Source organism: Acinetobacter sp. AOR14_HL (assembly GCF_027855175.1).
GTDB lineage: Bacteria > Pseudomonadota > Gammaproteobacteria > Pseudomonadales > Moraxellaceae > Acinetobacter > Acinetobacter calcoaceticus.
The window spans coordinates 54589-77406 of record NZ_JAKTII010000008.1 but is presented as its reverse complement, the minus strand read 5'-3'; the positions used below and the strand labels follow the sequence as shown (position 1 = coordinate 77406).

18 protein-coding genes are annotated in these 22818 nt (G+C 41.1%); 10 read left to right on the top strand and 8 right to left on the bottom strand.

Features of this window, described 5'->3' with window-relative positions; all coding sequences use genetic code 11:
- The first annotated feature begins 35 nt into the window (after nt 1–35).
- The 4 genes from tig (at nt 36) to MKL38_RS08655 (ending at nt 4457) form a co-directional block, all read left to right on the top strand.
- On the top strand, nt 36–1370 hold the full coding sequence (gene tig, locus MKL38_RS08670; RefSeq protein WP_005036955.1) for a trigger factor: 1335 nt from the start codon (nt 36–38) through the stop codon (nt 1368–1370).
- Nucleotides 1371–1563: 193 nt separating this feature from the next.
- Entirely contained in the window at nt 1564–2169 is a 606-nt protein-coding gene (gene clpP, locus MKL38_RS08665) for an ATP-dependent Clp endopeptidase proteolytic subunit ClpP (RefSeq protein WP_003654845.1), read from the top strand.
- Between the two features lie 105 nt (nt 2170–2274).
- Nucleotides 2275–3588 (top strand): ATP-dependent Clp protease ATP-binding subunit ClpX, encoded by a 1314-nt coding sequence (gene clpX / locus MKL38_RS08660; protein WP_270903062.1) that lies wholly within the window; start codon nt 2275–2277, stop codon nt 3586–3588.
- A 152-nt stretch (nt 3589–3740) separates the two neighbouring features.
- Nucleotides 3741–4457, top strand: a complete 717-nt coding sequence (locus MKL38_RS08655; protein ID WP_151743509.1) for a DUF2846 domain-containing protein — start codon at nt 3741–3743, stop codon at nt 4455–4457.
- 24 nt (nt 4458–4481) lie between these two features.
- On the opposite strand, the gene MKL38_RS08650 is transcribed toward MKL38_RS08655, so the two are convergent.
- The 5 genes from MKL38_RS08650 to MKL38_RS08630 all read right to left on the bottom strand — a co-directional run bounded on the left by MKL38_RS08650 (nt 4482) and on the right by MKL38_RS08630 (nt 10426).
- Nucleotides 4482–5036: a DUF2059 domain-containing protein gene (locus MKL38_RS08650; protein WP_003654848.1), complete on the bottom strand. Its 555-nt coding sequence runs from the start codon at nt 5034–5036 to the stop codon at nt 4482–4484.
- A 142-nt stretch (nt 5037–5178) separates the two neighbouring features.
- The gene (locus MKL38_RS08645; RefSeq protein ID WP_004641080.1) at nt 5179–6705 is read right to left on the bottom strand and encodes a fumarate hydratase; all 1527 of its coding nucleotides are present in this window, start codon (nt 6703–6705) and stop codon (nt 5179–5181) included.
- A gap of 227 nt (nt 6706–6932) precedes the next feature.
- The gene (gene pta, locus MKL38_RS08640; protein ID WP_270903061.1) at nt 6933–9077 is read right to left on the bottom strand and encodes a phosphate acetyltransferase; all 2145 of its coding nucleotides are present in this window, start codon (nt 9075–9077) and stop codon (nt 6933–6935) included.
- 45 nt (nt 9078–9122) lie between these two features.
- The gene (locus MKL38_RS08635) at nt 9123–10325 is read right to left on the bottom strand and encodes an acetate/propionate family kinase (RefSeq protein ID WP_017391295.1); all 1203 of its coding nucleotides are present in this window, start codon (nt 10323–10325) and stop codon (nt 9123–9125) included.
- Nucleotides 10307–10426, bottom strand: coding sequence for a hypothetical protein (locus MKL38_RS08630; protein WP_080026271.1), 120 nt, complete (start codon nt 10424–10426; stop codon nt 10307–10309). Before MKL38_RS08630 ends, MKL38_RS08635 begins: the two co-directional genes overlap by 19 nt.
- Before the next feature lie 655 nt (nt 10427–11081).
- Between MKL38_RS08630 and edd the strand changes: the two genes are divergently transcribed.
- The 5 genes from edd (at nt 11082) to MKL38_RS08605 (ending at nt 17455) form a co-directional block, all read left to right on the top strand.
- Complete coding sequence (edd, locus tag MKL38_RS08625; protein ID WP_005036947.1) at nt 11082–12929, top strand: phosphogluconate dehydratase; 1848 nt, start codon at nt 11082–11084, stop codon at nt 12927–12929.
- A 29-nt stretch (nt 12930–12958) separates the two neighbouring features.
- Nucleotides 12959–13588: a bifunctional 4-hydroxy-2-oxoglutarate aldolase/2-dehydro-3-deoxy-phosphogluconate aldolase gene (eda, locus tag MKL38_RS08620; protein ID WP_005044873.1), complete on the top strand. Its 630-nt coding sequence runs from the start codon at nt 12959–12961 to the stop codon at nt 13586–13588.
- A 187-nt stretch (nt 13589–13775) separates the two neighbouring features.
- The gene (locus MKL38_RS08615) at nt 13776–15134 is read left to right on the top strand and encodes a GntT/GntP/DsdX family permease (RefSeq protein WP_056482915.1); all 1359 of its coding nucleotides are present in this window, start codon (nt 13776–13778) and stop codon (nt 15132–15134) included.
- A gap of 17 nt (nt 15135–15151) precedes the next feature.
- Nucleotides 15152–15664: a gluconokinase gene (locus tag MKL38_RS08610; RefSeq protein ID WP_231764114.1), complete on the top strand. Its 513-nt coding sequence runs from the start codon at nt 15152–15154 to the stop codon at nt 15662–15664.
- Nucleotides 15665–15826: 162 nt separating this feature from the next.
- On the top strand, nt 15827–17455 hold the full coding sequence (locus MKL38_RS08605) for an NADP-dependent glyceraldehyde-3-phosphate dehydrogenase (protein WP_270903060.1): 1629 nt from the start codon (nt 15827–15829) through the stop codon (nt 17453–17455).
- A 117-nt stretch (nt 17456–17572) separates the two neighbouring features.
- Here MKL38_RS08605 and MKL38_RS08600 read toward each other — a convergent pair whose 3' ends face one another.
- The gene (locus MKL38_RS08600) at nt 17573–18838 is read right to left on the bottom strand and encodes a glutamate-5-semialdehyde dehydrogenase (RefSeq protein WP_003654861.1); all 1266 of its coding nucleotides are present in this window, start codon (nt 18836–18838) and stop codon (nt 17573–17575) included.
- 299 nt (nt 18839–19137) lie between these two features.
- Between MKL38_RS08600 and MKL38_RS08595 the strand changes: the two genes are divergently transcribed.
- Nucleotides 19138–20451 (top strand): alpha/beta fold hydrolase, encoded by a 1314-nt coding sequence (locus tag MKL38_RS08595; protein WP_270903059.1) that lies wholly within the window; start codon nt 19138–19140, stop codon nt 20449–20451.
- Nucleotides 20452–20507: 56 nt separating this feature from the next.
- Here MKL38_RS08595 and MKL38_RS08590 read toward each other — a convergent pair whose 3' ends face one another.
- Together MKL38_RS08590 and nagZ are read right to left on the bottom strand one after the other, a co-directional pair.
- A complete protein-coding gene (locus MKL38_RS08590; RefSeq protein ID WP_270903058.1) occupies nt 20508–21350 on the bottom strand; it encodes a class I SAM-dependent methyltransferase in 843 nt (280 codons plus the stop codon).
- A 297-nt stretch (nt 21351–21647) separates the two neighbouring features.
- Nucleotides 21648–22667 (bottom strand): beta-N-acetylhexosaminidase, encoded by a 1020-nt coding sequence (gene nagZ / locus MKL38_RS08585; RefSeq protein ID WP_270903057.1) that lies wholly within the window; start codon nt 22665–22667, stop codon nt 21648–21650.
- Nucleotides 22668–22818: the final 151 nt, after the last annotated feature.

Here is a 22818-nt window from a genome sequence, read left to right as displayed (position 1 = left end):
ACTGTTCCTACTCACTAATTTTTATCGAGGAAGCCATGCAAGTAACGACTGAAGCGGTTTCGGGCGTTGCCCGTCGTTTAAATGTTTCTGTACCGACGAGCCGTATTAACGAGCAATTTGAAGCTCGTTTGAAGCGCACTGCCAAAACTGTGAAGATCAACGGCTTCCGTCCAGGTAAAGTACCTGAAAACGTTGTTCGTCGCGAATACGGTGCGGGCATTTATCAAGAAGTTGTAAATGACATCATTCGTGATAGCGTTTTTGAAGCAATTCAACAAGAAAAAATCAATGCGGTAGGAATGCCGAACATTGATAAAGTTGAACATAAAGAAGATGCTTTAGTTTTTGAAGCGACTGTAGAAGTTTATCCAGAAGTTACAGTACAAGCATTTGACGGTTTAGAAGTTGAACGTAAAACAGCTGAAATTAAAGATGCTGACGTTGACGCTATGATCGAAAACTTGCAAAAACAACGTCAAACTTGGGCTGTTACCAAGGGCATGGCGAAAAAAGACATGCAAGTGACTTTTGACTTTGAAGGCACTATCGATGGTGAGAAGTTTGAAGGCGGTTCTGCTGAAGACTTTAAACTTGTGTTAGGTTCAGGTCGTATGATTCCTGGCTTCGAAGACGGCATCATTGGCATGAAAGCTGGCGAAGAGAAAGTAATCGATGTTACTTTCCCTGAAGACTACCAAGCTGAAAACTTGGCTGGTAAAGCAGCGCAGTTCAAAATCACTGTGAAGCAAGTTGAAAAATCAAAACTTCCAGAAATTGATGCTGAATTCTTGAAAATCTTTGGTGTAACTGAAGAAGAAGGCGTTGAGAAGTTAAAAGCTGACGTTCGCAAGAATATGGAACGTGAAGTTCGCAATGGTTTACGTAACCAAGTTAAACAAGCTGCTTTTGATGCACTTGTTGCTGCGAACGAAGTTGAAGTTCCAACTGCAATGGTTGCTCAAGAAATTGACCGTCAACGTCAACAAATGGTTCAACAGTTCACTCAACAGTTCGGTGGTGCAGGCGCGCAATCTTTTGACAAGAGCATGCTTCCTGACGAATTGTTCAAAGAGCAAGCAGAGCGTTCTGTTAAGCTTGGCGTATTGGTGAGCAAAGTTTTAGCTGACGCTAAACTTGAAGTTGATCAAACTCGCGTTGATGCTTACATTGACGACATGGCTTCTTCTTACGAAGATCCAACTGAAGTGATTGAATACTTCAAAAATGATGCTCAACAACGTGCTCAAATCGAAGCAGTTGTATTAGAAGATCAAGTTGTTGATCACATCTTAGCTGCTGCTAAAGTGACTGACAAAGCTGTATCTTACGATGATTTGTTAAAAGAACAACAAGCTCGCCGTATGGGCTAATCTTTTAAGAAGTCAGAAAAAGGCGCTTTAGGCGCCTTTTTTGTTTTTCACTATGTGGTTAATTTGAGTGCGACATTAAGTACTTAGGTATAAATAATATAATATTTCAGTGCGAACCTTTTGCAATTTGAGAAATTATCCCGCATATTGTTGCCATAGGTTAAGTCACAAAAAATTTAGGAATAAATAACGTATGTATGTTCCAACAATTGAAAATGCTTTAGTTCCTGTTGTGGTTGAACAATCTTCTCGCGGCGAACGTTCTTTTGATATTTATTCACGCCTTTTACGTGAGCGCGTCATTTTCTTAACAGGTGAAGTTGAAGACAACATGGCAAATCTGATTGTTGCCCAAATGTTGTTTTTAGAAGCTGAAAACCCTGATAAAGATATCCACCTTTATATCAATTCTCCAGGTGGATCTGTGACAGCGGGCATGGCTATTTATGACACGATGCAGTTTATTAAACCTGATGTCGTGACATATTGTATGGGTCAAGCTGCTTCAATGGGTGCATTCTTGTTAAATGCTGGTGCTAAAGGCAAACGCTATTGTTTAGAAAATGCGCGTGTCATGATTCATCAACCATTAGGTGGTTTCCGCGGTCAAGCATCGGATATTGAAATTCATGCGCGTGAAATTCTATTTATTAAAGAACGTTTAAACCGCTTAATGGCAGAGCACAGTGGTCAAGACTACGAAACAGTTGCTCGTGATACTGACCGTGATAACTTTATGACAGCACAGTCTGCTAAAGAATATGGTTTAGTTGATCAGGTGTTAAGTAAGCGTCCATAAGGACCTTCTGATGTAAATAACTTGAGATGTTGAAAAAGATCTCCATTTAGTTATTTATGCAGTGCATCTTGCCCTAATATTTAAGATTCTATTTGTGGAGTGAATATGTCCGAACATCCTCAAGGACAAAAACATTGTTCATTTTGCGGTAAAACGCAGTCTGAAGTCGGGAAACTGATTGCAGGTGAGGACGCATATATTTGTAATGAATGTGTGGATGTCTGCTTAGACCTTGTACAAACCAGCCAACAGGTTGAAGCAGGGGACTGGGCGAGTAAGGCATTGCCAAAACCACATGAAATACGTGCTGCGCTTGATCAATATGTGATTGGTCAAGATCTTGCCAAAAAGACATTATCTGTTGCGGTTTATAACCATTATAAACGCCTAAAAGTTGGTCATAATGGCCATGTGTCTAAAGAAGTAGAAATTGCTAAAAGTAACATTCTACTGATTGGACCTACAGGTTCGGGTAAAACTTTACTTGCGCAAACATTAGCTCGCCTTTTAGATGTTCCATTTGCAATGGCAGATGCAACGACATTAACCGAAGCTGGTTATGTGGGCGAAGATGTTGAAAATATTGTACAAAAGCTTTTGCAAAAAGCAGACTACGATGTAGAAAAAGCTCAGAAGGGCATTATCTATATTGACGAAATTGACAAGATTACTCGTAAATCTGAAAACCCGTCAATTACGCGTGATGTTTCTGGTGAAGGTGTACAACAAGCATTGTTAAAAATGATTGAAGGGACAGTGGCTTCTATTCCTCCGCAAGGTGGGCGTAAGCATCCGCAGCAAGAGTTTATCCAAATTGACACCTCGAATATCTTGTTTATTTGTGGTGGTGCATTTTCTGGTTTGGAAAAAATTGTACAGCAGCGTCAAGAGAAAGGCGGTATTGGTTTTACAGCTGATGTTAAAAACAAAGATGAAACCAAAAAACTTGCTGAATTGTTCCGTCAGGTTGAGCCAACCGACTTAGTGAAATTTGGTTTAATTCCAGAATTCATTGGTCGTTTACCAGTGATTGCGACACTTGAAGAGTTGGATGAAGAAGCATTAATGCAAATTTTGACTGAGCCAAAAAATGCATTAACTCGCCAGTATCAATATCTTTTCACTATGGAAAATGTTGATCTGATCTTTGAAGATTCTGCATTGCGTGCTATCGCGAAGAAAGCACTTGAACGCAATACGGGTGCGCGTGGTTTACGTTCTATTATGGAGAACGTACTGCTTGAAACCATGTATGATTTACCAAGTCGTACTGACGTTGGGACAGTCATTATTAATGAAGCAGTGATCAATGGTGAAGCAGAACCTGTTTATACAGCAGAGCGTCAACCTAAAGAAGCTGCAACGCATGAAAGTGTTGCTAAGGCAGATTTAAAGGTTATTGATTCGAAGTCTGCATAGATTTCATTCATCTAAAAAGCATGAATCGCGTTAGTGATTCATGCTTTTTTTGTTTTCAATTTATGTGCGTGGTGTTAATCTTAAAAATACAAAATACGCATAGTTTTGCGTTGTAAAAAATAAATCAAAAACAAAACGCTTTGAGGGATGCCATGCGTTATTTAATCGTATCTTTGTGCTGTGCCGGACTGTTTGTGGGCTGTCAAAGTTCATCTCATTTAGAAAAAAATACGGGTGAATTGACTGCAACCTTACCTAAAGTCGATATTGAAAAAGAACCCGGACTATTAGACCAATATCACGTAGGTGGTTTTGCCGTGGGTGGTTGGGTTAATCAAAAATTGGGTCAGACATTTGTCCCAATCAAACCCCAAAATGCACAAGCTGCTGTTGTTTATCTCTATCGACCAGATACAAAATGGAATCGTCAGGAAATCGCGGCGATTAACCTGTTTGTAAATGGCAAGCGAATTCCAAGCCTACTACATAACCATTATTATTGGATTGAATTGCCAGCAGGGACTTATCGCCTTTCTGCGAGCCGCCCTTTACTTGGTATTCATTTTCAAGAGCCAAAATATATGGATATAACTGTTGAGGCAGGAACGTCTTATTATTTGAAATATGATGAAGAAAATAAAATGGACCGAGATGAACACACTGGCCCATTTATGTTAATGCAAGATAATATTGGCCGTAGAGAAATTGCCTTTACCGAGTTGAAATCTTCAAGCTACAACTTTGTAGCAGAAGACGCTTCAGGCAAGATTCGACATAAACCACAAGAATTAAAACCTGCCAAATATGATGAAAAATCAGATGTACATCTGATTAAACCCTTTAAATTATGGAATCCTTTAACTTGGTAATGACTTGCAAAAGATAAAGAAAAGTTAAGACTTTTCTTTATCTTTCATGAGTGGAGCAATAATTTTAAGCATCTCTTCTTGCATATGATCCCTTGCTTTAGGATCATTAAATGTCTGCTGTCCTAACTCCATCATATATTCTGAAATTTGCCCCATAATCTGCACGTTTTTACGTGTAATCGATTGGCCTTCTGGAGTTTTTAAAAATTTAAGATTCGCTTGAATCTCTTCTTCAGAATATGTCTTTAAATAAATATCTTGTAAAGCTTGTGCTGTTTTAGGATTGCTGATCAGTTGATTGCTTGAATCTTTCAATAGTAAGCCGAGCTTTTTAGCAGCTTCTTTTTCTTTGGGACCTAAAGTTTTGATACCCGTGATATTACTAACGATCTGTTCTGCCTGTTGATCATAATAAGGCGTTAATTCATTAATTGATTCTTTAAGTAAGTAATCAATTTGGCTCATTTGCATGAGTTCTTTTACTGAACTTAATTTGGCAGGAGAAGCAAATAAGCTTGTCGTAATACAGCTTAGGCAGAGGCTAATTGAAAGATTTTTAAGAATAGGGCGAATAGTCATGAAATGACCTATATTCAATATATGGCGAGAGAGTGCATTTATTAATAGCACAGATTAGCGACCTAATTGTTACAATTCTTTTCAGATTTTAAAATAAAAAAAGAAGGTATAAAAAAAGCACCGAATTCGGTGCTTTTCTCGATTAGCCTGCCGCAGCATCGACTACTGGAATTTTTCCAATTTTCGCTTGCCAGATTTTTGGAGCAATTGCATGAATTGAAGTACCGTTTACATCAACTGCAACAGAAACAGGCATATCTTCAACTACGAATTTGTAGATTGCTTCCATACCTAAGTCTGCAAATGCAACAACTTCAGCTTCGCGAACAGCTTTAGATACAAGGTAAGCTGCACCACCAACTGCCATTAAGTAAGTTGCTTTGTTGTCTTTGATTGCTTCAATTGCTGTAGGACCACGATCAGCTTTACCGATCATGCCAAACAAGCCAGTATGCTCAAGTACTTTACGTGTGAATTTATCCATACGTGTTGCAGTTGTAGGACCAGCAGGGCCAACAACTTCGTCACCCACTGGATCAACAGGGCCAACGTAGTAAATAAACTTACCTTTAAGATCAACTGGTAATTCTTCACCGTTGTCGATCATTTCAACCATACGTTTGTGCGCAGCATCACGACCTGTATACATTGTTCCGCTAAGGAGTAATGTGTCACCTGGTTTCCAAGAATCCATTTCTGCTTGAGTAATGGTATCAAGGTTTACACGTTTAGATTTTGAAGAATCCCAAGTTACAGATGGGTAATCTTCAAGTTTTGGTGCCTGAATATGAGCTACACCTGAACCATCAAGCTGAAAGTGCGCATGACGAGTAGCAGCACAGTTAGGAATCATACCTACTGGTTTACCAGCAGCGTGACATGGGTAATCTTTAATTTTAATATCAAGAACAGTTGTTAAACCGCCAAGACCTTGTGCACCAATACCAAGTGCGTTTACTTTTTCAAAGATTTCGATACGAAGTTCTTCGATTTTGTTTTCTGGTCCACGGCGAAGTAATTCGTCCATGTTGATTTCTTCCATGAGCGCTTCTTTAGCAAGCATCATGGCTTTTTCAGCAGTACCACCAATACCAATACCGAGCATACCTGGAGGACACCAGCCTGCACCCATTGTTGGTACAGTTTTAAGTACCCAATCAACAATCGAGTCAGATGGGTTAAGCATCGCAAGTTTAGATTTATTTTCTGAACCGCCACCTTTAGCAGCAACAGTAATATCTACTTTGTTACCCGGAACGAGTTTGTAGTGAATTACAGCAGGGGTATTATCTTTTGTGTTTTTGCGACCAAATGCAGGGTCAGCAAGTACTGATGCACGAAGAACGTTGCTATTTTCAAGGTAACCTTGGCGAACACCTTCATTTACTGCATCGTCTAAGCTCATTGTTAAATCAAATTTAACATCTAAACCCACTTCAAGGAAAACGTTAACAATACCAGTATCTTGGCAAATTGGACGATGACCTTCCGCACACATGCGAGAGTTAATTAAAATCTGTGCAATTGCATCCTTTGCAGCTTGGTTTTCTTCGCGATCATAAGCACGGCTCATCGCTTGGATGAAGTCTTGCGGGTGATAGTACGAAATAAACTGTAGGGCGTCCTTGATTGATGTAATCAAGTCATCTTGTTTGATAATCGTTGTCATACCAAAAAATCTCTTGAGCGGGCTGTTAGCTAGCGGGCTAAATTATATGACAAAAAGATAGTTTTGTGGGAGATTGGTTGATCTTTTGACCGAAAGTCGCATAAGACTATATAGGGGGCATTTAAATGTCAGAGATAGGAAATTATTTATTTTGAAACGATTAAAATAAAAAAAGCCATTTGAGCGGACATCAAATGGCGAGAGGTAGAAGCGGATCAAATTATTAGTTATTTAGCAGCAGCTTGCTGTTCAGCCTGAATTGCTGTTAATGCAATGGTAAACACGATGTCATCTACCAATGCTCCACGAGACAAGTCATTTACAGGTTTGTTTAGACCTTGCAACATTGGTCCAACGCTCACAACATTTGCAGCACGTTGTACTGCTTTATAAGTCGTATTACCCGTATTTAAGTCAGGGAAAATAAATACATTGGCACGACCTGCAACTCGCGAGTCTGGTGCTTTTTGGCGTCCAACACTTTCAACTGAAGCAGCATCGTATTGAAGTGGACCATCAATAAGTAAATCAGGGCGACGTTGCTGAGCAATTTGAGTTGCTTGTTGTACCTTCTCAACATCAGCACCTGTGCCAGATGTTCCAGTTGAATAACTGATCATGGCAATACGTGGGTCAATTCCAAAAGCTTTAGCCGAGTCAGCAGACTGAATCGCAATTTCAGCCAGTTGTTCTGCGGTAGGGTCTGGGTTAATTGCACAGTCACCGTACACATAAACTTCATCTGGTAAAAGCATAAAGAAGATAGATGAAACCAGTGAATATTCAGGGGCTGTTTTGATGAGCTGGAATGCAGGGCGGACCGTATTTGCTGTGGTGTGTACTGCGCCAGAAACTAGGCCATCTACTTCGTCTAAGGCTAACATCATCGTACCGAGTACTACGGTGTCTTGAAGTTGTTCCTTTGCCTGAAGCTCGTTGAGTTTACCTTTGCGCAGCTCGACCATTGGCGCTACATATTGGTCGCGAATGCTATCTGGATCAATAATTGCTAATCCGGCTGGTAATTCAATACCACGGGCTTTTGCAACATCCTGAACAGCCTCTGGTTTTGCCAGTAAAATACAGTCAGCAATACCACGTGCCTGACAAATGGCTGCAGCTTGAATTGTGCGTGGTTCATCACCTTCAGGCAGTACAATTCGTTTTTTCGCTGCAATCGATTTTTGCACCAGTTCATGACGAAAAGCCGATGGAGACAGGCGAGGGGTAGCTGCATTGTTACTGTGCTGCTTAAGCCATTCGACATCAATATGACTTGAAACAAAACGAGTCACTTGCTCTGCACGTTCAGTATCATCGACAGGAATTTCATTACCAAAATCAGATAAACGCTGAGCAGTTTCTAGTGTATTGAGACGTGTATGTAATATTGGTAAGCCTTGCTTGATCGCATTTTGGCAAAACTCTAAAAGCTCAGGAGCTGGTGCTTCACGTTCAGTAAGAACCAAACCTGCCAGAGGAATACCATTGCTGGTCGCCAAACTACTTGCCAGTAATACGTCTGTACGCTCAGACGCACTAATAATCAACTCGCCTGCAATAAATTTATTGAGTTCATATTCAATGCTTGAAGCAATTAAACTTGAATGCAAAATACGGCGTGTTTTAGCTTCACCTTGATGTACCCATTGCCCATCAATCACATTCGCAATATCTAGGGTTCTAGGTACGCTCAGCGTATTACTAAATGGAACTAAACCAATAATCGGTAAATCGCTAGAACCAAAATAGCGATTATATTTTTGCAATTCGGTCGTAAATTTTGCGATGTCTTCTGTTGGGCGTAATGATGGATCAAACGCGACAGGAATTTGTGCTGTTTCTTCGGTTAATCCACGGGTACGCATAAAGAGTACACCCGCAGTACGATTTGAAGCTGCACCACCAAATTGGCGTAAATGAGCATCTACTTTTTCTGCGGCTTTTTTCGGATTTTGAATATCTGCTGTACTGACCAATACGACTTCTGCATCAAGTGCTTGTGCAAGACTTGCGTTGAGTTCACTTGCGAAGTGGTCTTGTCCGTTTGGTAATAAACCTTCCACAATAATGACATCATGGTCTGCTGCAACACTGCGATGTAGACTCACAGCTTCTTCAAGTAATTCATCCACTTCCCCAGCGGCAATAAGCTGAGTTAATTTTTCATGCGAAATAGATTGAACAGTTTTACCTTGAAATAAGTGACCAAATAAAGAAGTTGTTCGGTCAAGATGCTCTTGGTTTTCTTGAGAAAATGGTTTTAAAAAGCCTGCTTTAATCCCGTTGCAATCAAGTGCGTAAATCATGCCTAGGCAGGCAGAGGTTAAACCAACCCCTTCACCTGTAGGAATCAATAAAATTGTATTCATATAAACCTATAAATAAATGAATATCGAGTTTTCGCTAAGATCTGATTAAGCAAGGCTCGCTACAGATGCTGTAGTTCCTGCCGCTTCAACAACTTGACGGGTTTCTTTGGCAATACGGCCTTCTTCATCTGTTGGAATGACCCAAATTTGCGGACCTGTTCCATTGTCGATTCGGCCTTCAGTACCACGTTTTAAGTTGTTGTTTTGATCTTTGTCGAGCTGCAAACCAAAATGAGGTAAATACGCTAAAGTTTTTTCACGAATATATGCCGAGTTTTCACCAATACCACCTGTGAAAATGAGGCCGTCTAAAGTTGGTAGGCCGCAGCTTAAGGCAGCAAGTGATTTTGCAAGGCGATAACTAAACACTTCAATTGCAAGGCAAGCATCTTCATTACCAATTTCTGCTGCTTCAATGACTGTGCGCATGTCATTAGACAATTGCGATAAGCCAAGTAAGCCACTTTCGTTATTTAAAACTTTATCAATTTTAGCGAGATCCCAACCGAGGTTTTTCGCAAGGAAGCTATGTAAGCTTGGGTCAACGTCACCACTACGGGTTCCCATAACCACACCTTCAAGTGGAGTAAGGCCCATAGAAGTATCAACACTTTGTCCGTTCCATACTGCACAAGTTGAACTGCCGTTTCCTAGATGTGCTGTTAACCAACCACCTTTTTTCAGATTGCCTGCAAGTTCGCTTGCTCGGTCAGACACATAGGCATGGCTTGTACCATGGAAGCCATAACGACGGACGTTATGTTCGGTATATAAGAACTTAGGAATTGCATAACGGTAGGCATGCGGTGGCATGGTTTGATGGAATGCTGTGTCGAAGACTGCAACTTGAGGTAATTCAGGAAATAGGCGTACGGTTGCGTCAATACCGATTAAATGTGCTGGGTTGTGAAGAGGAGCTAAAGGGGTCGCAGCGCGAATACGTTCAATAATTTCAGGAGTGAGTAATTCGGCTTTAGTTAAACTACCGCCGTGTACAACACGATGGCCGATTGCCTGTGGTTTGTAGTTGGCAAGACGTGCAAGTAAAGTTTCTAAAGCTTTGGCATGATCAGCATAAGGGATAGCAAGTTCAAGTGGTTCACCACCAACAGTCACTCCCTTAATACGAGCATCGGCTGCCCCCAAGTTTTCTGCTAAACCGTAAATACGATCTTCACGACGTTCTGAAACTAGTGCGTATTTAATAGATGAAGAGCCGCAATTGATAACTAATACTGATGTAGCCACGTTGAAATACCCACGTCCTGATTTAAAATAGTTTTCCTAACTTCCTGTTCAAAATGTATTATTTTCAGATACAGGTTGAACGGGTTGTCATGTTTTAACATGTGTTGTTTTTCTGTCCAAGATAGACTTTAGCCCATTAGACTTAAGCACTATCGACCATCAAATTATTTGTAACTAATATTTATTCAGTATAAAGCTTAATCACTGTATTCCTTGTTTTTTTATAAGGATGCAAACGAGTTTTTTGTATACATTTATGAAAAATAAGCTTGAATCAAATTTGATTTTAAATGTTGGGTATTGATTCTTTATTAAGAGGGCAGAAGTCTCTTTAATTAAATTTGAAAAATATATTACAAATAATATACGTAATTGAAATTAAGAATTAATAGTAGGAATGAGAATTATAAAGAATAAAACATAGGCTTATTAGAACTAAAAAATAGTATGAAAAGCTTATTATCTAGATATTGTTCAATGTGTTTCATAGTGTTGATATTACAATAATTTTACCATAATTTCTGAAGTGCGGTTTAAGCATAAATATAGTGAGTTTTTAAATAGGTTTTTGGTCTAAAACCTAAGCTTGCTATACCTTTAAGGTCTATGATGAGGTCATTAAAACAGCATTGCCTAGGGTTGCATGTCGCTTTTCGCCTGAATAATATTATTCATCCTTTTTCAAATGATCAGAAAAATATATCATTTGGTTTATTTTTATTTTCCGGCTTATCCGGTTGTACAGGAGCGTCCTGCATGGACTTGCCGAACCCCATACTGGCAAAAGTTACCGAGCGCGTAATTGCGCGTAGTCAAAAAACTCGTTCTGCATATTTACAACGTATTGAACATGCACAAGGCAAATTTCCTGCTCGTGGTGCACTCTCATGTGCCAATCTGGCTCATGGTTTTGCCAGCATGGAAGATAATGAAAAATTAATTATTAAAGTAGGCCGTGAGCCAAATATTGGCATTGTATCTTCATATAACGAAATGCTCTCGGCACATGCACCCTATAAAACATTTCCAGATCTAATTAAAACAGCCGCTCGTGAAAATGGTGGTGTAGCGCAATTTGCTGGCGGTGTGCCAGCGATGTGTGACGGTATTACTCAAGGTAATGCTGGCATGGAACTATCATTGTTCTCTCGTGAAACCATTGCGATGAGCACAGCGATTGCATTGTCTCATAACATGTTTGATGCAGCATTATGTCTGGGTGTTTGCGACAAGATTGTGCCAGGGTTGTTAATTGGTGCTTTGCAGTTTGGTTATTTACCTACCATTTTTGTGCCTGCGGGACCAATGACAAGTGGGTTATCTAATGACGATAAAGCCAAAATCCGTCAGCAATTCGCAACAGGTGAAGTTGGGCGCGATGCTTTGCTTGAAGCTGAATCAGCAGCCTATCACGGACAAGGTACTTGTACATTTTATGGTACAGCCAACAGTAATCAAATGTTGATGGAAGTGATGGGTTTACACCTTCCAAGTGCTGCATTTGTTCATCCTCACACACCATTACGTGATGCCCTCACCGCAGAAGCTGCGATTCGTGTACTTGATTTAACCGTTGAGCGCGGAAACTACACGCCGATTGGTCATGTCGTTGATGAAAAAGCAATTATAAACGGCATTGTGGCGTTATTAGCCACAGGTGGATCAACTAACCATACTTTGCATCTTATTGCGATTGCCCGTGCTGCTGGCATCTTGATTGACTGGGATGACTTTGATGAATTGTCTGCCGTTGTTCCATTGTTAGCCAAAATTTATCCAAATGGTAAGGCCGATGTAAACCATTTCCAGGCTGCGGGTGGGGTTGCTTTCCTCATTCGTAATTTGCTTGAAGCTGGTTTGTTGCATAACGATGTGACTACCGTTGCAGGTAAGGGTTTATACCATTACACCAAAGAACCAAAACTGATCGACGGTAAGCTCACTTGGGTTGATGGCGTGGTTCAAAGCCTTGATGACAAAGTTTTGCGTAGTTTCGATGAGCCATTCCAACCAGATGGTGGTTTACGTTTAATGCAAGGGCGTTTAGGACGTGGTGTGATCAAGATCTCTGCCGTTGCTCCAGAACATCGTAAAGTTAAAGCACCTGCAATCGTGTTTGATTCTCAAGAAGCAGTGCAAGCTGCATTTGATCGTGGAGAGTTACACCGTGATTTCATTGCTGTTGTTCGCTTCCAAGGCGCACGTGCGAATGGTATGCCAGAGCTACATCGTTTAACCCCTGTATTAGGTGTTTTACAAGATCAAGGTTTCCATGTGGCATTAGTAACCGATGGCCGCATGTCAGGTGCTTCAGGCAAAGTTCCCGCGGTGATTCATTTATCTCCAGAGGCTTTGCTGAACGGTCCGATTGCTAAAGTGCAAACGGGAGATATGTTGGTGATTGATGCTGAAGCTGGTGTACTCGATATTGAGTTAGATGAAGCTGTTTGGCAGTCACGCCCTGTTGCACAACCTGAACATCAGGCAGAAAACGAAGTCGGCTTTGGCCGTGAATTATTTGGTGTATTCCGTGCAGCTGCTGCCCCAGCTGAGCATGGTGCTTCTGTGTTTGGTGCTTTGGTTGGTGAAATCGTTCAACCTTAGACTTTAATAATAATAGGAATAGAAAAGTAATGATTAAGATTGAAGATGTTGTTCAATTAGGGCCAGTGATTCCGGTACTGGCATTTGAGTCTGCCGAGCAAGGTGAGCATGTATCACGCGCGCTGCACACTGGTGGCGTGAAAGTATTGGAAATTACGTTACGTACTGCAGCAGGCCTTGCCGCTATTGAGCGTGCGAGCCAGTTGGCAGATGACATTGTGGTCGGTGTCGGTACCATTACCAAACCAGAACATTGTGCTCAAGCCAAAAAAGCTGGTGCTCAATTTGGTGTGTCACCAGGTTTGACTAAAGATTTACATTTGGCTGCGCAAGATGCTGGTTTGCCTTTGTTACCGGGTGTGATGACGCCAAGTGACCTGATTCAGGCAATTGAATTAGGTTATGAGATTGTGAAGTTCTTTCCAGCTCAGCAAGCGGGTGGAGTCGAGATGCTAAAAGCATTTTATGGTCCATTTCCAAACCTACGTTTTTGCCCTACAGGTGGCATTACTGTAGAGACAGCTCCGGACTTCTTGAAGCAACCAAATGTGGTGTGTGTTGGTGGTTCGTGGTTAACACCGAAAGCGGCAGTTGCTTCACAAGATTGGGCGGAAATTACTCGCTTGGCACAATTGGCTAGTCAGTTGAGAGCTGATTAAGTGTAGTAAATATTTATAAAAATGAAGTGCGTTTGATGTGCTTTAGAGCTTATGTCGATATGACCAGTAGTGATGCTGGTCATACCTAAATATAAAAAATTAGTGTCTCAACAGTAGGAATTATCCTGGTTGAAGACCTTTATTTGGGCTTAGTTGCCTAGATAGTTACTCCAAGGAGAAATGTCACATGGAGACGGTTCAGGGTGGCATGTTGCTTATCTATACTGTAATCGCGATTATTGCTTTAGTGGTCATGATCGCGAAGTTCAGAATTTATCCATTTCTAGTTCTTATTATTGTTTCACTCGGTTTAGCTTTAGCTGTTGGCATGCCAATGGGCGACATTGTTAAATCTTACGAAGCTGGTACCGGTAAAACCTTGGGTCACCTTGCGATTGTAATCGCACTCGGAACAATGCTCGGTAAAATGATGGCCGAGTCGGGTGGTGCAGAGCGAATAGCAATTACTTTAATTAAATGGTTCGGTGAGAAAAATATTCACTGGGCCATGATGTTCATTGCCCTTATTGTGGGGCTGCCCGTATTTTTCGAAGTGGGCTTCGTACTCCTTATTCCAATTGCTTTTAACATTGCCAAAAGAACGGGCAAGTCGTTATTGGTCGTAGGTTTGCCTATGGTTGCAGGGTTGTCCGTTGTGCATGGTTTGATTCCACCACATCCGGCAGCGTTGTTGGCAGTACAGGCATATCACGCTGATATTGGTAAAACAATTGCCTACAGTTTGTTAGTGGGCGTACCAACGGCGATTGTTGCAGGGCCGTTGTATGCATTATGGATCAACAAATATGTCAAATTGCCTGAGAACAATCCATTGTTTAAGCAATTTGTTGAGGTAGATAAGAAAGAAACTCGTGAGCTACCAAGCTTTGGAATTACCTTATTTACGATTATGTTACCTGTCGTATTAATGTTAATCGGAAGTTGGGCTGATCTTTTCTTCGCACCACAAACTTTCGCAAATGACTTACTACGTTTCATTGGTACTTCTGATATCGCATTGCTTATTGCCGTACTGGTCAGCTTTATTACCTTTGGTACGATGCAGGGCTTTAACCGTGAACAGATCGAAAAATTCTGTGGCGGTTGTTTGGCTTCTATTGCCGGAATTATGTTGATTGTCGGTGCTGGTGGCGGTTTTGGCGGTATTTTGCGTGACAGTGGTATTTCTAATGAGATCGTTTCTACAGCCTTGAAGGCAAATTTGTCACCTTTATTGTTAGGCTGGTTAGTTGCAGCATTGATTCGTTTAGCAACAGGATCGGCAACAGTCGCTATGGCTACTGCTTGTAGTATTGTCGCTCCGATTGCTGCTACAGCTGGTGTTACCGTTAGACCTGAACTTTTAGTACTTGCCACAGGGTCAGGTTCATTAGTTTTCTCTCATGTAAATGATGCAGGATTTTGGTTAATCAAAGAATATTTTGGTATGACAGTAGGGCAGACACTCAAAACTTGGTCAGTATTAGAAACCATTATTTCGGTGTTGGGTTTGTCTTTCACGCTACTTCTTAGCACTATTTTATAATTAGAGGTAAGTAATCCATGATTGTGATTGCAATGGGTGTCTGTGGAACAGGCAAAACACTGATTGGTGAGTTGCTGTCGGAGCATTTGGCTTGTGAGTTTCTCGATGGAGATACACTGCATTCGACTGCAAATAAAAGCAAGATGAGTCAGGGTATTCCTTTAACTGATGAAGATCGCATGCCTTGGTTACAGGCGATTCGTAAAGCTATTGAAGAGAAGCAGCAGGCGGGTGAGACCGCAGTGTTTACTTGTTCTTCACTCAAGCGGGTCTACCGAGATATTTTACGCGGACATGACCAAAATGTGCAGTTTGTATATTTAAAAGGGTCGTATGAGTTGTTAAAACAGCGTCTTGCTGAGCGAGCGGGCCATTTTTTCGACCCTTCGTTATTGCAGACTCAGCTTGATACTTTAGAAGAGCCTGATGTTCATGAGGCAATTACGATTGATATTGCATTGACACCTGAACAAATAGTTGTGCAGGTCATGCAAAAACTAGGGGTAACTGACAGCGTGTGTAGGGGGTAACCTCATTTAGAAACATTGCAAAGTCTTGATTGATTTGTGGTGCGGCTCAAGCAAAGTGAATACCAGTAATGGTACTGGTATTCACAGGAACAACGCCTGATCATAGCGGGCTAGGTTCGAATATATAAATACATAAATATATAAAACTTGGAGATAACAAGAATGAGTCATTCAAATAATTTGCAGCAGAAATTTCCCGTAGTAGACAGTATTCCTGAGAGCGTGCGTCTGCCATCCCAGATTCATCAGCGTGTCTCATTAGTAGATGGTGAGCTGAAGTTGTGGGCTGGTGCAACCAAGAAAACATTGTCCCCAATCTGGACTCAGCAGCCTGATGGTAGTTTGCAGCAAGTTGAGCTTGGCAGTTATCCAATCATGGGTGAGAAAGAAAGCGACGAAGCACTAGAAGCAGCAGTATTGGCCTACAACAATGGTCGTGGTGAATGGCCAATGATGAAAGTTGGTGAGCGCATCGCCTGTATGCAGAATTTCATTCAGCGTATGGTGGAGCGGCGAGACTTAATTGTTAAACTGATCATGTGGGAAATTGGCAAGAGCTTGGCTGATTCTGAGAAAGAGTTTGACCGTACTGTCACCTATATGCGTCAAACTATTGATGCCCTGAAAGACCTAGACAATGCCAACTCCCGCTTTGTGATTGCTGAAGGTACCATTGGTCAAATCCGTCGTACCCCATTGGGCGTAGTGTTGTGTATGGGGCCATATAACTACCCGCTGAATGAAACCTTTGCTACCTTGATTCCAGCTATGCTAATGGGTAATACCATCGTCTTCAAACCACCTCAATTTGGTACCTTATTGTTTGAACCATTGCTGGAAGCATTCCGCGAATCATTTCCGAAAGGTGTGATCAATACCATCTATGCGCCAGGCTCACTGGTGGTGCCGCATCTGTTGGCATCTGGAAAAATCAACGTATTGGCGCTGATTGGTTCTAGCAAAGTGGCCGATTACTTGAAAAAGCAACATCCTAAATCTCACCGTCTACGTGCGATTTTGGGGTTGGATGCGAAGAATGCAGCCATTATTCTGCCGGATGCTGACTTGGATTTGACTGTGAAAGAGTGTCTGCTGGGTGCATTGTCGTTTAATGGTCAGCGTTGTACTGCGCTCAAAATGCTGATGGTACATCGCTCGATAGCCGATGAATTTGTTAACCGCTTAACGGCTGAACTGGCCAAGCTGAAAGTGGGTATGCCGTGGGAAAAAGGTGTGTTTATTACTCCGCTGCCAGGCATGCACCGTACGGCCTATATGACTGAAGTCATTGAAGATGCCGTGGCTAAAGGGGCAAAAGTGGTTAATGTAGAAGGTGGTGAATTCTGCAAAACTATGTTCTATCCAGCCGTAGTTTATCCAGTGACTGAAGGCATGAGACTGTATCGTGAGGAACAGTTTGGTCCAGTGGTACCAGTCTCTGTTTATGATGACATTGAAACTGTGCTGGAATATGTTACTACTTCTGATCATGGTCAGCAGGTGAGTATTTTTGGTAGCGACCCTGAGCAAATTGGTCATTTGGTTGATCCGCTGGTCAATCAGGTTTGTCGTGTGAACATTAATTGTCAGTGCCAACGTGGTCCAGATGTGTTTCCATTTGGTGGTCGTAAAGATTCTGCGGAAGGTACACTGTCTGTGCATGATGCGCTGCGTGCATTCTCTATTCGTTCTATGATTGCTGCTAAACAGACTGATGACAGTAAAGGTATGCTGGCCTCTATGGTGTCTGAGCACTATTCTAAATTTGTGAATACCGACTTTATTTTCTAAGTGGTATTTAATCAAAAAAACCAGCCATCGGGCTGGTTTTTTTGATGGTAAAATTTGAATAATAAAACAAAAACGCCTGATTAATATCAGGCGTTTTTGTTTGGAATAGTAGATCGATTATTGACGAATCTGACCGTCACCTAACACAATCCATTTTTGAGAAGTTAAACCTTCTAAACCAACCGGACCACGTGCATGGATTTTATCTGTAGAGATACCAATTTCTGCACCTAAGCCGTATTCAAAACCATCAGCAAAACGAGTCGAAGCATTGACAACCACTGAACTCGAATCTACACGAGCCAAGAATTGACGCGCCAAACTATAATTTTCTGTCACAATCGCATCGGTGTGATGTGAACCATATTTGTTGATATGGTCAATTGCTTCGTCTAAACCACTAACAACTTTAATTGCAAGAATTGGCCCTAAATATTCGGTATACCAATCTTCTTCCGTTGCAGCTTTAACAGATGGGCCTAAAATGCGGCGTGTTTCTGGGCAGCCACGAAGCTCAACTTGCTTTTCTGCATAAAGTTCGGCAATGCGTGGTAAGAAAACGTCTGCAATTTTTTCATCAACAAGCAGAGTTTCCATCGCATTACAAACACCATAGCGATGAGTTTTTGCATTCAATGTAATAGGTAAGGCTTTGTGAAGGTCTGCTTGCGCTTCGACAAATACATGACAGTTACCATCAAGATGCTTAATAACAGGAATACGTGCTTCATTCGTCACACGCTCAATTAAGCTTTTACCACCACGTGGAACAATGACATCCACATATTCAGCCATAGTAATAAGATGGCCGACTGCCGCACGATCAGGCGTATCAATAACTTGTACTGAATGTTCAGGTAAGCCTGCTACTTTTAAGCCATGCTTAATTGCTTCTGCAATTGCTTTATTTGACTCAAGTGCTTCTGAACCACCACGCAAAATAATGGCATTGCCCGATTTGATGGCTAAAGATGCTGCTTCTAGCGTGACATTTGGGCGTGATTCGTAAATCATCCCAACGACACCTAGAGGTACACGCATTTTGCCAATTTGAATACCTGTTGGGCGGTATGCAAGATCAGTAATTTCCCCAATAGGATCGACAAGCGCGATCACATCTTTTAAACCTTGCAACATTCCTTTAAAACGTGCGGGCGTAAGTTCAAGACGATCAAGCAATGCGCTATCGAGCTGATTGCTACGACCTTTATCCATGTCCACCTGATTCGCTGCCAAGATTGCTGCCTGATTATTTTCCAAAGCAGTATAAATAGCAGAGAGTGCATGATTTTTAAGCGAGGTAGAAGCACTTGTTAAGACGCGTGAGGCGTCACGTGCTTGTTGCCCGACTTTTTGCATATATTGTTCAATTGAATCTTGCATAGCCGTTTTTAATCGTTTACCAATGACTACGATAGTAGCAGTCAAATGCGGAACAATGAATGGCTTTTTTTGAAAAATGTGACCGCTATAAAAAAACATTTAAATATTTTGCAAACTATTAGCGACTTAAACAAGATGAGCGGTCATTTGAGCGATTGCGTATATTTCACACAATTGTTTAGAATGTTATTGTGCAATACAAACTAATACAAATTTTAAAGTTTTGTGCATAAAAGATTACGTGTTCAAGAAGGAACTCTTGCAGCATAAAAAAATTACAGCAAGGAGGAAGCAAGGATATGAATTCCATTATTCAAATGGATTCGGAGATAAACCAAGCTTATGCCGGTTTTGGCTTTTTCGATATCTACCATAGAGATAGTTTTAAACAACCTGCTCGTACAACATGGATTGACGGCTGGAAGATTGAATATATGGCAATTGCCGATCCAAAAACGATTCACAATACGCCAATTGTGATTGTGGGCGGTGCTTTCCAGAATTTTAATTCTTATAAATATTGTGTTGAACAATTGTTTGAAAGCGGTCCGGTCATTTTAATTGATTTACCTTCTATGGGCGCAAATCAGCAAATTACCAATCGGGATACAGGAGTATCTGCGGGTACTTTAGAATTACCTGATCTATCTAAAATGTTGGGACGCTGGCTGGATATTGTTGGACTACAAAAAGTTTCCGTGATGGGAATGTCTTTGGGGTCGGTGATAGCCTCTTGCTTTGCTTACCATCGTCCAGAATTAATGGATCGCATGATTTTGATGGGTGTCATGCAAAAGACCCGAAAAAGTTGGCGAATGATTTTGGAAGAGTCCCTCAAACTCATGCAAGAAAACCGCATGGAAGAGTTTGGGCAAGCTGTGATTTTGTATTTGGTGAATCATGCAAAATTAGATAAAACCCGCATGTCACCTACAGCCAAAAAATTATTTTTTAGGCAAATGGCTGAGTTTACGGGTACAGAGCGAGAGCGTTATGAAATTAACTGTAATCGTCTTTTGCGTTTAACTGACGTGCCAATTCCAGCGTGTAAAACTCTCGTTGCTGCAGGGCAGTATGACAGTTTCACTCTGCCACATGAAAATGCAAATTTTGCTTTGCAATGTCCAGATATGGAATTTGCACTTATTGCAAACGCGGACCATGTACCTCAGTTGCAGCGTCGTAAAGAAACTATGAGTTTGTTCACTACTTTCTTGAAGGGGAAATCTATCCATAATTTGGATGGCATTATTCCCATGACACGTGAACAAATGCAAAAGATGGAACGCCGTGGTGAAGAACGGGTTCGGGTTTTACAGCCAAAAACTCAACTTACTCACCGAGAGTTTGATGTACAGGTGCCAGTGACGATCGTTGATGTCACATTCTTTGGTATGTATTTAAAAATGGATGATGTTTCGAAGCTGGATTTTGTAAATGAACATCCACGTGATTTAGCACTGCATTTAGAAGATGAAGAAGGTACTTTTTCAATTGAATGTTTAATTTTTGAAAGTACAGCGCACGGTATTCGAGCTTTATTTAAACATGGTAGTTTTGAACTTGCTGATCGTTTAAGTCGTTTTATTGCTCGTCAAAAACAAACTGTTTAATCTATTCCTTATAGTTGGAAGCTCGTAATTTTCGAGCTTCCAATTTTTTATGCTTATTATTTTGTTTGGCTGTGGATTATCCAGACCAAATCACCTAAATGTTGCTCATGATCATTGGAAGGAACTTGCCCAAAAAATATTTGTGGCTGTTCAACTGTGGCATGTTGAAACCCAGCGTCTTTAAAAAAATCCTGCACTTCTTGAGGGCTTTTAAAATGAAAACTAAAGGAACTGCGGGACATTAATTTAAGTAGCTTACTACTGTTCCAGATCAGGGTCGCCAGTTTGTTTTTAATTGGTTCAGGGTACAGATCCGTTAAATAATGGAACGTTTTAAAAGCAGCACCGTAGTGAGCGATCGATTGAATGAGTTGTTTTAATAAATCTTTATCGAAATAGTTAATTAAACCTTCACTAATTACAACCAATGGACGGTTCGGGTCAAATACCTCAAATGCTTGTGCAAAGGCTTCTGTAAATAAATCAACCGATAAAATTTCAGGCGCATTTTGTTCAATTTGCTGAAGTGCATTTTGTTTGGTTTGTGCCATATCGGGTAAATCAAGCTCCCGATAGGTAATTGAAGGGTAATGCTGTCTAAACCACCATCCGCGAGGGGACAGGCCACATGCTATTTCTAAGACTTGTAGATCAGGATTTTCTTGAATTAACTTCTCTAAATGATGGTCAAGCATGGTATGGCGTTGTGTGAGTGTGGTGCGCATGCTGCCACCCACATATTTCTCGGCCCAAGATTCTATTGGGTGAACCAAATACGCCAGTGATTTGCCTTTAGTGGTAGCAAGTGCTTCGTGAGAGATCCCCATTTGGTACCAGATATAGCCGGTATAGTGTGCAGTAAAAGAAATATGGCGGTGTTTAGAAAGTTGTTGTGTCATTCGTCCTGAGCTCGATTTATTGTTTTTCTGTGATCTTTATTGCCTAAGCACTATAAGATCTTGAATTGAAATTACGTCATTTAAGTTGATTAATACATCACGACGGAGTTTTACTATTTTAAATGTTTCATATCGGGATTAACCTTCGGTTCGACCTACTTTTGTTTTGGCAAAAGTAGGCAAAACCATTGTCATCTGCAAAACCTGTTAGATGTATCCATCTGTCTTATATATTGCAAATACAATACTTATTAAGGACTACGCAGGTTGCAGATGACGCTTCTACGTATTCATAATTTAGATCGAATTCTTAAACTCTTCAATGGCTGTTTTGACAGCTTGCCACTCATCTCCTAGCGATAAGGTTTCACCAATCTGAATTTGTGGAATTTGACCGCGCATACGTTCTAAGCGTTCTTGGTTTGGCAGAGCAAGTTTTTCGATACCTTCTAGTGCTGTGCATGCTGCATTACGGTCATTACACACAAGCCCCATATCACAACCCGCAGAAAGCGCAGCTTGAATACGTGCATCTGCACCGCCTGCTACACACGCGGCTTGCATAGTTAAGTCGTCAGAGAAAAGTACACCATCAAACTTCAAACGGTTGCGTAGAACTTCTTGAATCCAAAAAGGTGAAAAACCAGCTGGATTTGGGTCAATCTGATCATAAATAACATGTGCTGGCATGAGTGCATCAAGCTGAGGCATGAGCTTGATAAAGCTTTGCATGTCATGATTATAGATTTCATCATAGCTACGGCTGTCAATTGCAGCTGCGACATGAGAATCTGCTTTCACGGAACCGTGGCCCGGGAAGTGTTTGCCCGTGTTTGCCATTCCGGCTTTTTTCATGCCTTGCATAAATGCGCCAGCAAGAGGTGCGATATCCTCAATATTTTTAGAGAAACCTCGGTCACCAATCACGTCACTAATTGCATTAAGGTCTAAAACTGGTGCAAAACTGAAATCAATACCTACAGCAAGGACTTCGGTTGCCATGAGCCAACCACACTGTTCAGCTAGCTCAAGTGCTTTTTGAGGTTGGGTAATATAAAGTTCACCAAAACGGCCCATGGCCGGTAATAAGGTAAAACCAGATCTTAGGCGCTGAACTCGACCACCTTCTTGATCGACAGCAATTAAAATATCTGGACGAATTTGACGCATGTGGTCTGTTAAAGCACGGACTTGTTGCGGAGATTCAATATTTCGTGCAAATAAAATCATGCCACCGACTTGCGGAGCGCGTAATAGTTCAATATCTTCTTGAGTAAGTTCTGTGCCGGCGATATCCAGCATCAATGCGCCAATCATATTGGTTCCATTTGAATTTTGATTGAAAAACAATAAGCGAATTTTGCAATGTTTTGCTACATTTTGTCAGTACAGAATATGATAAAACTACACGGTATAAACAATTTAGTTGGTTAAGATTTTGAATCTGCTTAGTTCATATCGAAAACAG

What these genes read in the sequence shown, in the direction of transcription:
- MKL38_RS08650 (WP_003654848.1), bottom strand. Translation starts at nt 5,036, where the DNA reads ATGACTATTCGCCCTATTCTTAAAAATCTTTCAATTAGCCTCTGCCTA.
- MKL38_RS08655 (WP_151743509.1), top strand. Translation starts at nt 3,741, where the DNA reads ATGCGTTATTTAATCGTATCTTTGTGCTGTGCCGGACTGTTTGTGGGC.
- MKL38_RS08595 (WP_270903059.1), top strand. Translation starts at nt 19,138, where the DNA reads ATGAATTCCATTATTCAAATGGATTCGGAGATAAACCAAGCTTATGCC.
- clpX (WP_270903062.1), top strand. Translation starts at nt 2,275, where the DNA reads ATGTCCGAACATCCTCAAGGACAAAAACATTGTTCATTTTGCGGTAAA.
- MKL38_RS08645 (WP_004641080.1), bottom strand. Translation starts at nt 6,705, where the DNA reads ATGACAACGATTATCAAACAAGATGACTTGATTACATCAATCAAGGAC.
- MKL38_RS08600 (WP_003654861.1), bottom strand. Translation starts at nt 18,838, where the DNA reads ATGCAAGATTCAATTGAACAATATATGCAAAAAGTCGGGCAACAAGCA.
- MKL38_RS08590 (WP_270903058.1), bottom strand. Translation starts at nt 21,350, where the DNA reads ATGACACAACAACTTTCTAAACACCGCCATATTTCTTTTACTGCACAC.
- MKL38_RS08605 (WP_270903060.1), top strand. Translation starts at nt 15,827, where the DNA reads ATGAGTCATTCAAATAATTTGCAGCAGAAATTTCCCGTAGTAGACAGT.
- clpP (WP_003654845.1), top strand. Translation starts at nt 1,564, where the DNA reads ATGTATGTTCCAACAATTGAAAATGCTTTAGTTCCTGTTGTGGTTGAA.
- eda (WP_005044873.1), top strand. Translation starts at nt 12,959, where the DNA reads ATGATTAAGATTGAAGATGTTGTTCAATTAGGGCCAGTGATTCCGGTA.
- edd (WP_005036947.1), top strand. Translation starts at nt 11,082, where the DNA reads ATGGACTTGCCGAACCCCATACTGGCAAAAGTTACCGAGCGCGTAATT.
- pta (WP_270903061.1), bottom strand. Translation starts at nt 9,077, where the DNA reads ATGAATACAATTTTATTGATTCCTACAGGTGAAGGGGTTGGTTTAACC.
- nagZ (WP_270903057.1), bottom strand. Translation starts at nt 22,667, where the DNA reads ATGATTGGCGCATTGATGCTGGATATCGCCGGCACAGAACTTACTCAA.
- tig (WP_005036955.1), top strand. Translation starts at nt 36, where the DNA reads ATGCAAGTAACGACTGAAGCGGTTTCGGGCGTTGCCCGTCGTTTAAAT.
- MKL38_RS08615 (WP_056482915.1), top strand. Translation starts at nt 13,776, where the DNA reads ATGGAGACGGTTCAGGGTGGCATGTTGCTTATCTATACTGTAATCGCG.
- MKL38_RS08610 (WP_231764114.1), top strand. Translation starts at nt 15,152, where the DNA reads ATGATTGTGATTGCAATGGGTGTCTGTGGAACAGGCAAAACACTGATT.
- MKL38_RS08630 (WP_080026271.1), bottom strand. Translation starts at nt 10,426, where the DNA reads ATGTTAAAACATGACAACCCGTTCAACCTGTATCTGAAAATAATACAT.